Annotated in this window: 14 protein-coding genes; 5 read left to right on the forward strand and 9 right to left on the reverse strand. The window is 56.2% G+C overall.

Translation table 11 applies throughout. The features are described from left to right. Positions 1 to 6: 6 nt before the first annotated feature. Together ACFOOP_RS09625 and ACFOOP_RS09630 are read right to left on the reverse strand one after the other, a co-directional pair. Positions 7 to 1890 carry an ABC-F family ATP-binding cassette domain-containing protein gene (locus tag ACFOOP_RS09625; RefSeq protein ID WP_379880729.1) on the reverse strand — a complete coding sequence of 628 codons (1884 nt, stop codon included), beginning with the start codon at positions 1888 to 1890 and terminating at the stop codon, positions 7 to 9. Positions 1891 to 1940: 50 nt separating this feature from the next. Beyond that, entirely contained in the window at positions 1941 to 2786 is an 846-nt protein-coding gene (locus ACFOOP_RS09630; RefSeq protein WP_379880730.1) for a hypothetical protein, read from the reverse strand. A gap of 91 nt (positions 2787 to 2877) precedes the next feature. Between ACFOOP_RS09630 and ACFOOP_RS09635 the strand changes: the two genes are divergently transcribed. Then, positions 2878 to 4077: a hypothetical protein gene (locus ACFOOP_RS09635; protein WP_379880731.1), complete on the forward strand. Its 1200-nt coding sequence runs from the start codon at positions 2878 to 2880 to the stop codon at positions 4075 to 4077. Between the two features lie 25 nt (positions 4078 to 4102). On the opposite strand, the gene ACFOOP_RS09640 is transcribed toward ACFOOP_RS09635, so the two are convergent. Next, a complete protein-coding gene (locus ACFOOP_RS09640; protein ID WP_379880732.1) occupies positions 4103 to 4585 on the reverse strand; it encodes a copper chaperone PCu(A)C in 483 nt (160 codons plus the stop codon). 97 nt (positions 4586 to 4682) lie between these two features. Here ACFOOP_RS09640 and ACFOOP_RS09645 point away from each other — a divergent pair, with 97 nt between their 5' ends. Together ACFOOP_RS09645 and ACFOOP_RS09650 are read left to right on the forward strand one after the other, a co-directional pair. Continuing rightward, entirely contained in the window at positions 4683 to 4907 is a 225-nt protein-coding gene (locus ACFOOP_RS09645) for a DUF3126 family protein (protein ID WP_379880733.1), read from the forward strand. A 10-nt stretch (positions 4908 to 4917) separates the two neighbouring features. Beyond that, positions 4918 to 6339, forward strand: a complete 1422-nt coding sequence (locus ACFOOP_RS09650) for a hypothetical protein (protein WP_379880734.1) — start codon at positions 4918 to 4920, stop codon at positions 6337 to 6339. Here the strand turns inward: ACFOOP_RS09650 and ACFOOP_RS09655 are convergent, their stop codons facing one another. From ACFOOP_RS09655 to ACFOOP_RS09670, 4 genes are all read right to left on the reverse strand, one after another. After that, complete coding sequence (locus ACFOOP_RS09655; RefSeq protein ID WP_379880736.1) at positions 6340 to 7101, reverse strand: hypothetical protein; 762 nt, start codon at positions 7099 to 7101, stop codon at positions 6340 to 6342. It lies immediately after the preceding gene. A gap of 115 nt (positions 7102 to 7216) precedes the next feature. Further along, positions 7217 to 8008 carry a PhoH family protein gene (locus ACFOOP_RS09660; RefSeq protein WP_379880737.1) on the reverse strand — a complete coding sequence of 264 codons (792 nt, stop codon included), beginning with the start codon at positions 8006 to 8008 and terminating at the stop codon, positions 7217 to 7219. A gap of 441 nt (positions 8009 to 8449) precedes the next feature. Further along, complete coding sequence (locus ACFOOP_RS09665) at positions 8450 to 9091, reverse strand: GYF domain-containing protein (RefSeq protein WP_379880738.1); 642 nt, start codon at positions 9089 to 9091, stop codon at positions 8450 to 8452. A gap of 9 nt (positions 9092 to 9100) precedes the next feature. Continuing rightward, positions 9101 to 9811 (reverse strand): PilZ domain-containing protein, encoded by a 711-nt coding sequence (locus ACFOOP_RS09670; RefSeq protein WP_379880739.1) that lies wholly within the window; start codon positions 9809 to 9811, stop codon positions 9101 to 9103. 116 nt (positions 9812 to 9927) lie between these two features. Here ACFOOP_RS09670 and ACFOOP_RS09675 point away from each other — a divergent pair, with 116 nt between their 5' ends. After that, positions 9928 to 10716 (forward strand): rhomboid family intramembrane serine protease, encoded by a 789-nt coding sequence (locus tag ACFOOP_RS09675; protein ID WP_379880740.1) that lies wholly within the window; start codon positions 9928 to 9930, stop codon positions 10714 to 10716. Positions 10717 to 10797: 81 nt separating this feature from the next. After that, entirely contained in the window at positions 10798 to 11226 is a 429-nt protein-coding gene (locus ACFOOP_RS09680; protein WP_379880741.1) for a CBS domain-containing protein, read from the forward strand. Positions 11227 to 11287: 61 nt separating this feature from the next. On the opposite strand, the gene ACFOOP_RS09685 is transcribed toward ACFOOP_RS09680, so the two are convergent. Next, entirely contained in the window at positions 11288 to 12250 is a 963-nt protein-coding gene (locus tag ACFOOP_RS09685; protein WP_379880742.1) for a patatin-like phospholipase family protein, read from the reverse strand. Between the two features lie 113 nt (positions 12251 to 12363). Further along, positions 12364 to 13965: a glycosyltransferase family 87 protein gene (locus tag ACFOOP_RS09690; protein ID WP_379880744.1), complete on the reverse strand. Its 1602-nt coding sequence runs from the start codon at positions 13963 to 13965 to the stop codon at positions 12364 to 12366. Positions 13966 to 14059 lie beyond the last annotated feature (94 nt).

Raw genomic sequence — 14059 nt, forward strand, 5'->3', positions numbered from 1 at the left:
CCCGGCTCAGGCTTTGGCCTTCGCCTCCTCATAGGCTTCAAGAGCCGCAAGCCAGTCGGTTTCTGTTTTATCGATGGCGGCGATAAGGGCTGCACGTTCTTTTTGCAGCTTGGTCGCGCGGGCGAGTTTTTTTTCATAAAGCCCGGGTTCGGCAAGGGCCTCGTCAAGGCGCGTGAGCGTGTCATTGAGTTTTTCAAGGCGAGCTTCGGCCTCGTCGGCAGACTTCTTCAGGGGCTGGAGGGCGAGGCGCGCGTCAGCGGCGTTCTTGCGTGCAATTTCCTTTTCATTGACTGCTGGTTTGCTCGCGCCTTCCTTCGGCGCGGTCTTGTTGGCCGCGAGGACGAGTTCGCGATAATCGGAAAGGTCGCCGTCATAGGGGGCGGCCTGTGCTTTATTGACGAGCCACAACCGATCCGCGACGGCAGAGGCGAGGTGCGCGTCATGAGTAATGAGAAGAACAGCGCCCTGAAAATCGTTGAGGGCTTCGATCAGCGCTTCACGCGCGCCCATATCAAGATGGTTTGTTGGTTCGTCGAGGATCAGGAGGTGAGCGCCGTGGAAGGTGATAAGTCCGAGCAGCAGTCGCGCCTTTTCCCCACCTGATAGTTTTTCAACTTTTGTATCCGCTTTCTCTGGTCCGAACCCCAGCCGCGCTGTGGCGGATCGTGTCTCCGCTTCGGTGGCGTCGGGGATCAGCGCTCGCACATGATCATAGGCGGAGTTTTTAGGTTTTAGTTCATCCAGCTGATGCTGGGCGAAATAGGCGATCTGAAGCTTTTTATGCTTGAAAACATTACCGGTGAGCGGCGGCAGTCGCCCGGACATGGCTTTTACAAGCGTGGACTTGCCTTCGCCATTGGGGCCGAGAATAGCGATGCGATCGTCATGGTCCAGGCGCAGGTTCACTTTCCGGAGGATCGGTTTTCCCTCTTCATAGCCGAGATCGGCGTCAACCACGCGAATGATGGGTGGCGCCATGGGCTTGGGATTTGGAAAGTGGAACGGAACCGTGCGTTCGGAAATGGGTTCTGCGACTTCCTCGAGCCGCTCAAGCATTTTGATGCGGCTTTGCGCCTGTTTTGCCTTTGAAGCTTTTGCACGGAAGCGATCTACAAAAGCCTGCATGTGCCGCCGCCGCGATTCCTGCCGCGCCTTGAAGGAAGCGGCCTGGGCGCGAGCTTCGGCGCGCTTGCGCTCATAGCTGTCAAAGCCGCCTGTGTGTACGGACAGCTTACCGCCTTCCAGCGCCATTATATGTGTGACAGCGTTGTTCAACAGTGAGCGGTCATGAGACACAATCAGCGTTGTGTATGGATAACGGCGCAGATAGGTCTCGAGCCAGATAGTTCCTTCCAAATCGAGATAGTTGGTCGGCTCGTCGAGGAGGAGAAGGTCAGGGGCGGAAAAAAGGACGCCGGCAAGCGCCACGCGCATCCGCCAGCCGCCTGAAAACTCCGAGCATGCGCGTTTCTGGTCGCTTGCGGAAAAGCCGAGCCCCGACAGGATAGCGCCGGCTCGCGCCTCCGCCGAATGCGCCTCAATATCGGCGAGGCGGGTCTGGACCTCCGCGATGCGGTGGGGGTCGGTCGTGGTTTCTGCTTCGGCGATCAGCGCCGCGCGTTCCTTATCCTGTTCTAGCACCGTGTCGATAAGCGAAACGTCAGAGGAAGGCGCTTCCTGTTCGACGGAGCCCATGCGGCGGTTCTTGCGGATCGAGATTTCATCGCCGCCCGTATAGATCTCACCTTTGATAATCCGAAAGAGCGTGGATTTACCTGAGCCGTTGGCCCCGACAAAGCCTACTTTCCATCCATCTGAGATTGCCGCCGTCGCCTGGTCGAACAGAGCGCGGCCTTCGATACTATATGTCAGATCGTTTACATGCAGCATGGCGGGCGGCTTTTAGCCTCGCCATGGCGTAAGGGAAAGACCCGGACCGTCTATTCGTTATTGGAGATGGTGCATTTTTCCGCCGTTGCGCGAAATTCGGCGATCGCCTCAATCGGCGGGACCGGATAACGATCTTGAAACGCTTGTTGATCGCCCAAGCTAAACGCGATTTCATCGTAGTGATAAGTGTATGTATTGCCCTTGTGCGTGATTATCACCGTATAAGGCGCCGCACGTCCGGAGACGGTTTTGCGCCAGTCTCGATAGACGACGTTGATAGGAGTTTCGCCGGGCAGACTCAGGGTCAGGTCAAGGGGTTTGTCGTTGTCATCAAAAATGATCGCAGCCGCGCCGCCTTGAGGATAGACACCCTTAAGGCCGCTATGAAGTTTGTCTTCAAACGGAATGTCCTTCATGTCTTCAATGCTGGTCATGATAGCGTCGAAATAAAAAGCGAGGGCGTGGAACTGATGACCGAGGATGAAGCGGCGTTCATCATCACCGCCAAGGGCCGCGCCGTTTTCCGTTCGGGTCCAGACGAAAGGCCCCTCAATCGCCATCGACGCCGGTTTTTCAGTGATGAAGCGCGCCGCTGTTTCTAGGGGCGTGCGGTAGTAGGTTTCCACACGATAGGCCGATCCGTAGGACGTTGTTACGTCGGCGGCGGTGACGATAGTTTCGCTAAGGATGATTTCGCTGGCGCAGGGCTGGTCCTGCGCGGCTGACGTTGAAATGTAAAAAGGGGTGGCCGCCAGGCAGGCGACCATAAAGAAACGTAATTTCATAGGCTGATTATCGTCTTTGCCATGCTTTTGCGCAATCTTTTTCGCCATTGCGAGATCAAAAAGAAAATCCGTGTGAATATTGCGTTTTTCGTTCACTCCGCTTGCGTTCATTTGTGAAACATTTGTTGCGGCTGCGCTTTCAGATTGTATGAAGCGCAAGGAGTTCCCACCTTTACAAAGAAAAGAGAGAGGAGGGAAGGCAATGTTTGGACGCATCATCAATATACTGATTATGCCGTTTCGCGGGCTGGGAAGATTGTTCAAAAGAGGGCTCAAGGATGCACGATCCGCGGGGCGCACAGCTGCCAATGCGGGGGGCGCTCTCGTCGCAAGCGCTGCTGGCGCTGATCTGCTAGAGGAAGAATATCTGGAAGAGCCGCCATCAGGAATTGAGGCGGCGTTGTTTAAGCAACTGCCGCGTCCGCGATTGACTGAAAAGGCTGCGTCGGAACTGACCCTCGAACAGGCGGCGGCATATGCAAGCGATGCAAAATCCTTTTACCGTTATGGCTTTCCCATCTTCGCGCGGGGTGATTTTTTCTATGAAGAAGTTGAACAGGAATATCTGAATACAGCGCTAGGCTTCGACAAGGACAGTATCGATAAACGTTTTCTTGAAGTGACGACGTTGTTCCGCAAGACGCTAAATGACAACACACGCGGTATGTTGCTCTATTGGCCCCCGCTGATGTTCGCCGTGTTTTTCGGCGCAGCTTTTTTGTTGCACCGCTCAGGATCGTCGGCGCCTTTCGCGGCGCTTGCAGAGCCAGCGGGTGATGGCGCCACCTGGTATGCGCTTGCATCCCTGGCGGGGCTCGTCATTGCGTTCCTCGTCTATTCATGGCCTTACAAAGTTGTGCAGCAGCGTAATCTATTAAACCTCGATAATTACATCACGTCGAAATTTGCGCGCATCAACAATAATTTTCAGGTCTCCAAACGCCGGGCTCTTAATGTGGAACGCGACAAGCGCATGGGCCAGCGCGAAGAACTGAAAGAGGAAGCTGGTTCCTGGACTCTTTCGTATCATTGGTTCGCCATGCGGCTGTTTTTGTGCGAGCTTGTGCTGCGCAACAAGTTTTATCAGATGCGTCGGAACACGACCCTTTACTGGGTGGGTGGGCTTGCGCTTGGAGTTGCCGCCTTTGGCGCGCTGGCGGTCTTGATGGCGGCTGGAGGCGCATCGTTGCAGTCTATTGGAGTCATGAGCGCCGCCGCATTTATCTATCTTGCGCTGACGGCGACTATTCTTCGCGGCGCCACGTCGATGATGTTCAACGTCGTTGAATCCAACGAGTGGAGCCGGTTTTATATCGCAGACCTCGACGCGACCATCCGCGACCATGTGGGTGAGGACAAATTGCAGATCGTCACTTTCCGCGATCGCAACCGCATGGAGTAGAGCGCTTGTGTCGGGTGTTGAGGTCCTAGTGGCCGGAATGCCCGGCGGCGTCCACTCGTGAACGCACCTCGAACATGAGGGTCATGGGCTCGGCGTTTTCAAATTCGAGGGTGAGCGCTGCTTCTTCGCCTTCTTCGAGAGGGCTGGTGAGGCCGATCAGCATGATATGTGCGCCGCCCGGGGCGAGTTCGGTTTTCTCGTGGGCGGGCAAATCCAGGCCGCCTTCCGCCGGTGCCATGCTCGCCACGCCATCTTCGCTCATTCGTGTTAGGTGAACTTCCGCGGCGTCAGCATCATCAAAGCGCACGGCGATCAGCCGGTCTGCGGCGTCTCCGCCATTGCAGAGCTCAACATAGGCGGCGCTCATGGGGCTGCCTTCACTCGCGGCCCGGACCCACGCATTGCTGGCGATGATCTCATCTCCGGCGCACGCGGTTGTTGTCTCCTGACGGGAGCAGGCGGCGAGGAGAGCCAGTGCGGAGAAGGGGACGATGCGAAAGATGTGCATGATTGTGCTCCATTTTCTATGAATTGGCGTCGCTCGAAGCGGTTGGCGCCCGCAGCGGATAGGGTTAAGACGGGCTAAAGTAAAGGATTAGAGCGTTATGGATGCCACCGAAGTCGCCCGCCTGCAGGATTATTTGCGGACCAAATTCAGCGTGCCCAATCTCACCGTGCGGGAGCGAGCAAACAAGGATGATTCGGCTGAGGTTTATCTTGGCGAAGAATTCATTGGCGTCATATTCCGCGATGATGAAGACGGCGACGTATCCTATGACTTCAACATGGCGATCCTCGAAATCGACCTGCCAGAACGGCCAACCAATTAAGAGGTGACCTTTGCCCGGGGCGCCAACGGGGTTTGTCGGAAGGCTGTCTGCTGAACGTCCCTTGCTTGCGTCGGGCGTGATGGCGCTTGGGCTCGCAGTATTGTGCGTGCTTGGCGCGCGCAGCCATCCTGGGGCTTTAAGCAGCGTCTTGATCCTTCGGTTTTTGATTGCGGCAGGCTTTATCGTCTGTGCGCCAATGGCGCTGGCGGCGCTGACCCCGAACAGGCCCGTCATGCGGGTTATTTTTCTGGCATTGATGGTTGTTTTCTGCGGGCTTTTGCTCGCCTCGGCCTTCGGTGCCCTTGACGCGCCGTTACAGATGACGGCGCCGAGGGTGGCTGTGGGAGCTGCCGTGGGCTACTTCACTTTTCTCGCTATCCTGGCGCCCCTGACGCGGAGCACCTTACGGCTTGGTGGCGTCGGGCCCATTGCCGCAGTTACCGGCGTCGCAGGCGGCATAGGTTATCTTGCACTTGAAAACCTCTTGTCATCGCCTTTCAGCGCAGCCGCATCGGCCATCGCCATGACCGCAGGGGTCTGTGTTGGGGCGGGGGTGGGCGCCGATTACGCCCGACATTTTGCTAGAGGGCTGACGCCACAAACTGCTGCGGCGTCAGCAGGCCATATGGCGATTGCACCCGCTGCGTTTAGTGTGCTCGCGGCAGCAGCCTGGATGGTGATCGTCACCTTCAAAGCCAACTACGGCATGATTGGTTGGCGCGAGCTGGCGGCGGCAAGCGTCGAAGTCCTGCTTGCTTCTGCGGCGGCGCTCGTTTTCGCGACTGCTGCGCTCGCCCTGATCCGGCCAAGCGAACAGGCTGCGGTTGAGGAAAACCGGCGCCGTCAGCGTTTCGCCGAAAGCTGGCGGCCATTCCGGAGACGCCTTCCGGCGGCGACAGCATCGGCGGCGACGGCTATCGTCGGCGTTTTCGTTGTGGTCGCCCTGTTTGAGGTGGGGCTGGCGGAAGCCGTGAGCGTCGGTGTTTTTCTGATCCTCATTCTTATTGCGTCGGGGCTCTCCTTCGTTTCGGTTCGCACCAGCATTCTTATCACTGTGCTGCTTTTCGTCAGCACGGTTTTCGCTGGTTACGTCTATGCAGTCTTCGCCTTGCAGGCGCCGCCGATGGCGGAGCGCTTCGCGGCGCTCACCTTGAGCGCCATTGCTTTCTCACAGCTGACAGTGAGCTGGCGCAATGCAGGCGATATATGGCGCAATGCTCGCGACATCGCCCAGAATGCGATGTGTGACGGCTTGCGCCGTTTTGCGGTGGCTTTTGGGGCGGGAGGCGCGGCGATGGTCGCCGCGTCATACGCTTTTTCATGGGAAGCGGGCGTTTCCGCCGCTACCTATTTCGCAATCGTCGCCGGGATCGGCCTGTTTCTTGCGCCGTTTTTGATGGTGGCTTTAAGCGCTCAGTTGCAGCGATATTGATTATTCGCTGGCTGTGCGAGTCTGATCGAGCTCAGTGACGAATTCTTGCACAGCCGCATCAAGGGCCCGCCATTCCGGTAAATAGGGACGCTTGAAACGGTAGCTCACTTCGATCGTGTCTCCATACTCATATTCGCGCCAGCATTCCGGGCTCGTAATCTCTTCTTTTTCCTTGAAGCAGAAAACGGCTGCTGTTTTGCCATTAGCGTCCGCCCCGACAAACAGCTCGGTTTCAGCGTAGCCATTCGTGGGCACGTTGGAGCGCTGGTCTTTGAATGTGAACTTGGTCAGTTGATAGGGCGTTCTGACCCCACGCGAGTCAACAGTCTGTGGAAGGTAGAGCCGATCAAAGCGTTCAGCCTCGGTGAAAGCGGATGCGCGTTTGGAAATGACAATATCGATGCGGCGCGTGTCGGGGGCGTTTTCGATAAATTCCTTGCGCTGGGCCGGGGTGTAGCCATTCATCGTCGGCCACAGGGCGTAAAGGACCACTTCGTCGCGGGCGCCGCCGCGCCGGGCGCGCGGATAGACAGTGAAATTGGCCGCTGGCGCGAAAATGATGCCGCCAATCTCGACCCGGACCGGCTCCTCCGTGATCGCCGGGCTCGGCGTATTGCCGGAAAAATCCTCAACGCTCGGGCCAACATAGTAATAGAGAAAGATGGCGCACAGAACGAGCGTCGCCAGAAAAATGCCGAGCGGGTAGCGCCAGCTTGATTCCTGTTTGATTTCCTCGCCGCCGAAACCGTAGCCGTTACTCATGGGTTCAGTCCTGTAAATCGCAGAACGTGGTCATTAGCACGGGGCGGCCGGGAGTAAAATGCACAGAAGGGCGCGGCCCGGCCATGGAGACCGGCCACGCCCCTGAAATCGCCATTTACAGCGCGTCGATCATCTCCGCGACGAGGGGGTGGCGCACCACATCCTCCCGCGTGAAGCGAATGGCGCTGACATTGTCGATATTTTCCAGTTTTTCCACAACATCTGCGAGGCCGGACATGCCCGGCAGGAGATCGCTCTGCGCCGGATCTCCGGTCACCACCATGGAGGAGTTCCAGCCAAGCCGGGTCAGCAGCATTTTGAGCTGGCCATAGGTGCAGTTCTGCGCCTCGTCGATCACGATATAGGCGTTGTTCAGCGTTCGCCCGCGCATATAGGCGATAGGCGCAATCTCGATAACGCCTTCAGCCAAGAGCGCTTTGAGACGCTTAGAGGAAATCCGGTCACACAAAGCGTCATAGAGCGGCCTTAGATATGGTGAGAGTTTTTCTTCCATATCGCCCGGCAGAAAACCCAGGCTTTCGCCGGCTTCGACTGCAGGCCTTGAAAGTATTATGCGTCTTACTGCGCCGGAATCCAGCGCTTCGACGGCTTTGGCTATAGCGAGATAGGTTTTCCCGGTGCCGGCGGCACCGCAAGCGAAGACGAGTGGGTTCTCATCGATGGCATCCAGCATTTTTTGTTGTGAATCATTCTGGGCACGGATGTTTTTGCGGTATTTCTGATCGCTCTGGCCCTGACCATGGCCCCGGCTCTGACGATCCTGCTTGGCATCGTCCATAGGGGACCACTCCGGTTCATCAAAAAGCCGGCGGACATTGGAATCTTCACCGTAATGCACATGCTCCTGCATGCGCCGCGCCGCGCGGCGCGCCGTGCGTTTGGCCATTTACGCCTCCAGATGACAAATATGGATTTGAGAAAGACGAACAAAACGGAGTGGAAAGGTGTTTGTGAAGAAAGTTGCAGTGCGTAAGAAACCCTGCGCTAGCCGCGCCAGTCTGGGTTTCCTTTAAGCTGTCACACCGCATTACGACGCCTGATACTCCTTCACCGGCTAGGTCTTGAAGGGCGCTCCGCGAATCACTCGCCAAGTTCACTATAACGTGTTTTCATCGCAGCGCCGAAAATTTTTTCGGACGTCAGAAAAAATTCGCAATCGTTAATGCGTGCTCACTGGCGGTAAAGTCCTTCGGTTGCAGACTGAAAAATTTTGCCTGTCAGGAAGGGGGGCGAAAATTCTTCGACGCCTGAAGCCTTGGTTTGCAAAACCATTGTGACCGACATTGTCCAGTTGGTCACGGCGTGTCGGCTACAGCCCGTTATCGCCCTAGTGCTGCATCGTGCGAAAATGAGCGGCGGCAAGTTTTGAATTTGGCTCTGGGGCGTAATTGCTCCACGAGCTTCGGCCGCGGGATGCGTCTACCACAAAAATGGATTCGCTGCCGCGCAGATAAGGCGCAATAGCGTTGCGTACACCCACTGCAGTTAATTCGCAGGTGACATGCCATACATTGTCGGCGATCCGGAACGCCGGGCCTAAAGACATCATTGCCGCTTCGACGCGGCTCGCCGCAGCGCTTACCACATCGAAGATGACAACGAAGTTTGCGTCGCTGTTTTCCATTGCAGCGTCAGCGCGTTTGGCACGTTTTTCCTTGACGGTATTTGCCGGAACCGCGTCATTGTTTTTAACATGCGGCGCGTCTTCGCTGATTATGTTGTCACAATCGTTGCGTTTGCCGAATGTCTTCATCGACGCCTTGGCGGCGATGATCGGCGTTTCCTTGCCAAAGAAGCTGGCGAAGACCGCTTCGCGTTTTGCTTCGCGCCAGGTTTGTCCGCCGGCTGGTGAGACGAGCGACCAGGAGGCGAGCCGGCCTTCATGCGCGAACTTGCGCATCTGCTGGGTCGTATAAGGTCCATAGACCTTTTCCTGCACTTTAATGCACCAATTTTCAGCCGTAAGCATCGGCTTTCCTCATTCGTTTCCGGCGCGCACGCCTTTCTTGCCGAAACTCTGAGCAAAACCCGCGCCAGTTGTGTCAAATGGCTCTATTGCTGTGGTTTCTTCCACAATTTCATCCATCCGTTCTGCGCTGCCGGTAAAGACAACGCCGACGCCCTTGTCATGCCTGCGGACGACCTTTGCCGTCATGCGTCCCAAAATGAGATGGGTTCCGAGCGGGGGACGGGGGGAGATATCGAGAGAGGCGCCGGTTAGAGAGATGTCCATTATAGAGCACTTCGCTTCACGGCCGTCCTCAAGACGGACAGTGGCAGGAGCATCCTGCGGAATGCGTGGATTGGTGCGGCGATCGCCGCCACTGCGCTTGTTATTGAGAGCCGACGTAAGATTGTCGGCGATTTTGGCCTGTTTGGCGCGCCGTTTAGGATAAGTCACGGCGAAGCTGCTATGGCTGGAGCGCACGACTTTAGCTTCGACGCGGCCGATCTGGTCAATGTAAAGCACGATGGTCTGGCCGAAGGCGGGGGGGAACTTCGCGCGCAGCATGGCGCCGGCTGCGGAAATATTCAGCACCTCCGCCGCGCATTCTTCGCCTTTTTCGGTCAGGAACCGCGCTTTTACCGGCAGGTCGACGCGACGATGCTTCCGCCGGTCATCGCCAGCGTCTGCTTCTGCGTCCTTCGAAGAAGGCGCGGCGTCTTTGTCCGGTCTGGAATTAACCATGGGCAGCCTGCGAGTTAGAGGTCTTAAAGGAAAGCTTAGGGCTTGTTGGTGAACAAAGGTTTGCGCTGTGAGGGGGGCTTCGTTAATCACCTTTAACGAGCCCACTGCGAGCAGGCATGGAAACGCCGGAACCCAACCCAAAAAAAAGCCGATGGCAATGGCTGGACGCGATCCCTGACCCGGTTGCGGCGGTTGCCTTGGCGCTGACGATCCTGCAGCTCGCCACTGCCTTGGCCCCGGTGAGGGCGGTGCGGCGCTTATGGCGGCTAGTGGAGGTTTCTCCAGCCCGTATTGCGCGCGCGGCGGAAGCGGGAGATTGGGCAGGTCTAGTTCGCCCCTATCTCGGTCACATGTTTTTTCACATCAACCTTGTCCATTATGTCGTGAATCTGACGGCGATCCTGACCGCAGGTACGCTGGTTTTTCGTGAGATGCAGGCGAAGACGGCGCCGGGGAAAAGCGATCCAGCCGCAGCGTTCATTGCTTTTTTTCTGCTTTGCGGCATGGCGGGCGCCTTCGCTTTTGTAGCGCTGAACCCTAAAACCTACATGCCGATGATCGGCGCGTCCGGCGCCGCGGCGGGTTTGTTCGGAGCGGTGGTGCTGATGATAGCGCGGCGTGACTGGTCAGCTTTGCCGCTTGCAGGCGCCGCCAAAACGATCTTTGTGACTGTCGCCATCTCCACCGCGCTTGTTATTGTTAACTATGCGCTCTTTGCACTCTTCGATTCGCTGCTCGATTTGTTGCAAAGCAACAAACTTATGCTGAGCCGGATTCCGGGATGGCGAAGCCAGCTTAATATCTGGCTAGGCGGTGGGAGCGCGTGGCAGGCCCATGCTGGCGGCTATTTATTCGGGCTTGTTGCGTTTCCGTTGTTTGAACGTATGGCTCGCTCCTCAAGGTAAACGGAAGCCGTAACCTGCAGTTACGGGACTTGCTTCGTTATCTCTCCGGGTTCAGAATAACCGTCAGGGAAGGAGGCGCTCATGAAAGCCAAACATATCCTTCAGTCCAAAGGCGCCGAGGTGTTCGCCGTCAGTCCAGACGACACCATTGCCGCCGCTGTAAGCGTTCTCAACGAGAAAAATATCGGCGCCGTGGTGGTGCGAGATAACCGCGGTGAGGCCATTGGGATATTGTCAGAACGTGACGTCGTAAGGCGGCTCGGTGAAAAAGGCGTTGATGCGATCAGCATGCGTGTCAGCGACTGTATGACGAATAACCCTTATACTTGTGCGCCCGATGATACAGTTGACGATCTCATGGCGCGCATGACGGATAAGCGCATCCGGCATCTGCCTGTACAAAGCGAAGGCCGCATTGTTGGCGTTATTTCCATCGGTGATGTTGTGAAACGCAAGATTCAGGAAGCCGAGCAGGAAGCTGCTGCGCTCAAGGAATATATCTCTTCCTAATGACAGAGCAGCGATTGCGCATTGTCTTTATGGGCGAGTGCGCTCTTTAAAGGGCGTGGGCTTAGCCCAAATATTCCAGCGCCGCCTCGATCTGTGGCCGTGCGTCATCTACGGCTTTGCGGCCGAGCGCGATCATTTCTTCGGCTTTGTCGAATTCCAACAGCGAGATATGGCCGACTTGTGGTGTGATGAGCACATCAGGCGGTTCGCCGGCAAGTCGCGAACGGGTAATGCGGTCCATAAGAATATTAAACGAGGCGAGCATAACTGAGCCGACGCCCGGCGCGCTTGCGCTGCTCTGAAATAATTTTGCGATGCCGCCTTTTGCGTGCTCAACGCTTGGATGCATTTCGCCGAAACGCGCTCTTCTCTGTGCGACGCCGAGATTAAATGCGTCTGCATGTAAACCAATAGCGATGACGACACGCGCGCCCATCGCGCGGCACGCGGAAACAGGTAGGGGGTTGACGAGAGCGCCGTCAATCAGCCATCGCCCATCGACGGCGCGCGGCGGAAAAATGCCTGGCAGCGCGTAAGCCGCCTGCATTGCTTCCGCCAGATCGCCTTCTCGCAGCCATACTTCATGACCGGTGGCAAGCTCCGCTGTTACGGCGACGAATTTATGCGGCATGTCTCTGATTTCTGTAGGCGGAAGGTATCGTAACAGAGCTTTTTCAAGCCGCTTGCCGCCCATCAGGCCGGCGCCGTTCAAAACAACGTCTACATAAGAAAGCATGCGGGTGGGCGATAGGCTGCGCGCCCATTCCTCAAGCGCGTCGAGGCGGCCAGCCCGCCAGAAACCGCCCACAAGCGCACCGACAGAGGTGCCCGCCAGAATGTCTGGGATAGCGCCAAGCTCCTCAAGCCGGCGGACAGCGCCAATATGCGCCCAGCCGCGTGCAACGCCGCCGCCAAGAGCGAGGCCGAGTTTTGCTCTTGCCGGGGGTTTTACGGAAGCTGGCGCCGGCTCTGCTCCGCCTTCTGCAACCGACTCTTCTGTGTTTATTTGTTCTTCAGTTGACATGGCCAGTCCGGCTCTGGGTTATGAGGGCGTTAAAAGCTACGACCAAGGCGCGCAATTCCAATATGGAACCAAGCGCGAGCATCGCTGAATATAAGCGATCACGCGAGATTGCGCTATTGCTCTCCAGCCTTGAACGAAGCGACGGGAGATGCTTTATCAGCACTGCCTTTTCTTCGCCAAATGCGAAACACGTCTTCTTCCGCCACAATATCATAATCGTCAAAAAGCGTTGGGTTTTTTTCGAGAATCAAACTCGCTAACCAGATACTTTGCCTTGTCGTGCTTTGAATAATGATCTCTGGTTTTTTTTGAGGCACCAATGCGGCAACGCGATTGATTTCCTCTTCTTGATATTTTTTGAAAATACGACGCTGCTTTTCGGAGACATGCTGTTTTCGCATTACCGCCTCAGGATAAGTTACAGCCCACTGACAATGGGTGCGGTTAATCCATTGTGCGTCAATTTCGCGAGCCAAGGGAAAGCCGGTTATGTATCCTGACGAGATCGCCATGGCTGTGGGGTGGTCCAAAGACTCCGCCCAGGATCTGTCTTTCAGTTTCGGTTCGTCATCGTCAAAAGAGTTGAAAAACCCGGCGCTGATGACGGCGATGCTCGCAGCCATAAAATAAAATCGCCAATTGACTTTTCCCGGAGCGAGGCTTGTCAGTGCGGCAGCGCCTTTTTCTTCCGGCAGGTTTTGCAAAAGGCTCGACCAGGCGATGACAAAGGCAAACAGTGCAATCGGCACGGCGTGGTAATCGAAATATTTCCCCTGAAAAAAATAGGCGATCGCAAAACCGGTCATTGTTGTGATAAACAATTTATCCGTTTCGCTAAACTGAACAGCGTTTGCAGGCCGCAACCGGATCAAAGCCAGGCACGCGACAGCTAGGATAATGTTATCTGAAAATAAGCCGTAATAGAAATCATGCCGTATCGGCACGTAAACGTCTCGCATCAGTTGATATACGCCATCCAGATATGCTGGAAACGCCCACAACGACGCTGCGGTGATGAATAAGAACAGGAATCCCGTTGCGACTAATCCGCTTGAATAAATTGGACGCAGGCTGCGTGTTGTGACGAGGAGATAGCCCCCGCACAATAACAGCGGCAACGTAAATAATGGCGGCTTGATCGCGGCGCCCAGGCTGGCGAGGAGAACTGCTGCGGTGTGAAGTTTTATGTCAGGCCATTGCTTCGTCTGGCGCCATGCAATGAGACTGCAAACCATCGGCAAGGTGAGCGCGGCGGCGAACATTTCTCTTTGTGAGAACGATTCATAACTCAGTATAAAGAGGAAAATAGCAAGCGGGAAGATTACGTGCCAATGCGAGGGACCAATCCCATCAAGCTTGCGGGGCAGGATACACCACGCCAGCCATAATGCGCTCAGATATGTCGCGTAGGTATATCCGGTAACGGCGAGTTCGGCCGGTATGCCGACATATTTTTCAAGCCATGCGCCGGGCATGTAAAGCAGAACCGGAACCGGCGGAGTTGTTTCGAAAATGTCGATATAGCCTTGCTCGCCGTTCAGGATTCGCGCGCACATATCGATGAGCCAGCTGACATCCGGGGTGGCGCTGCCAATCCGCAAAAAGCAGGAAACAAGAATTACGCCCGATATAGCCATGAGAAACCGCGAGCGCTCACGACACGCGCCAGCACTGTTTTCGAAATGCGCCTCAATGGCTTGTGATGGGGCCGCCAATCGTCTCTCCATGAGCCTGTGGGCGCAGCTTGCTAGAGAAATGCTGCGCCTTCCCGGTGGTTCGAGATTGACCAAAACGCGCTTAAAATACTGT

This window comes from Hyphococcus aureus (assembly GCF_042643165.1).
GTDB classification, from domain to species: Bacteria; Pseudomonadota; Alphaproteobacteria; order Caulobacterales; family Parvularculaceae; genus Hyphococcus; species Hyphococcus aureus.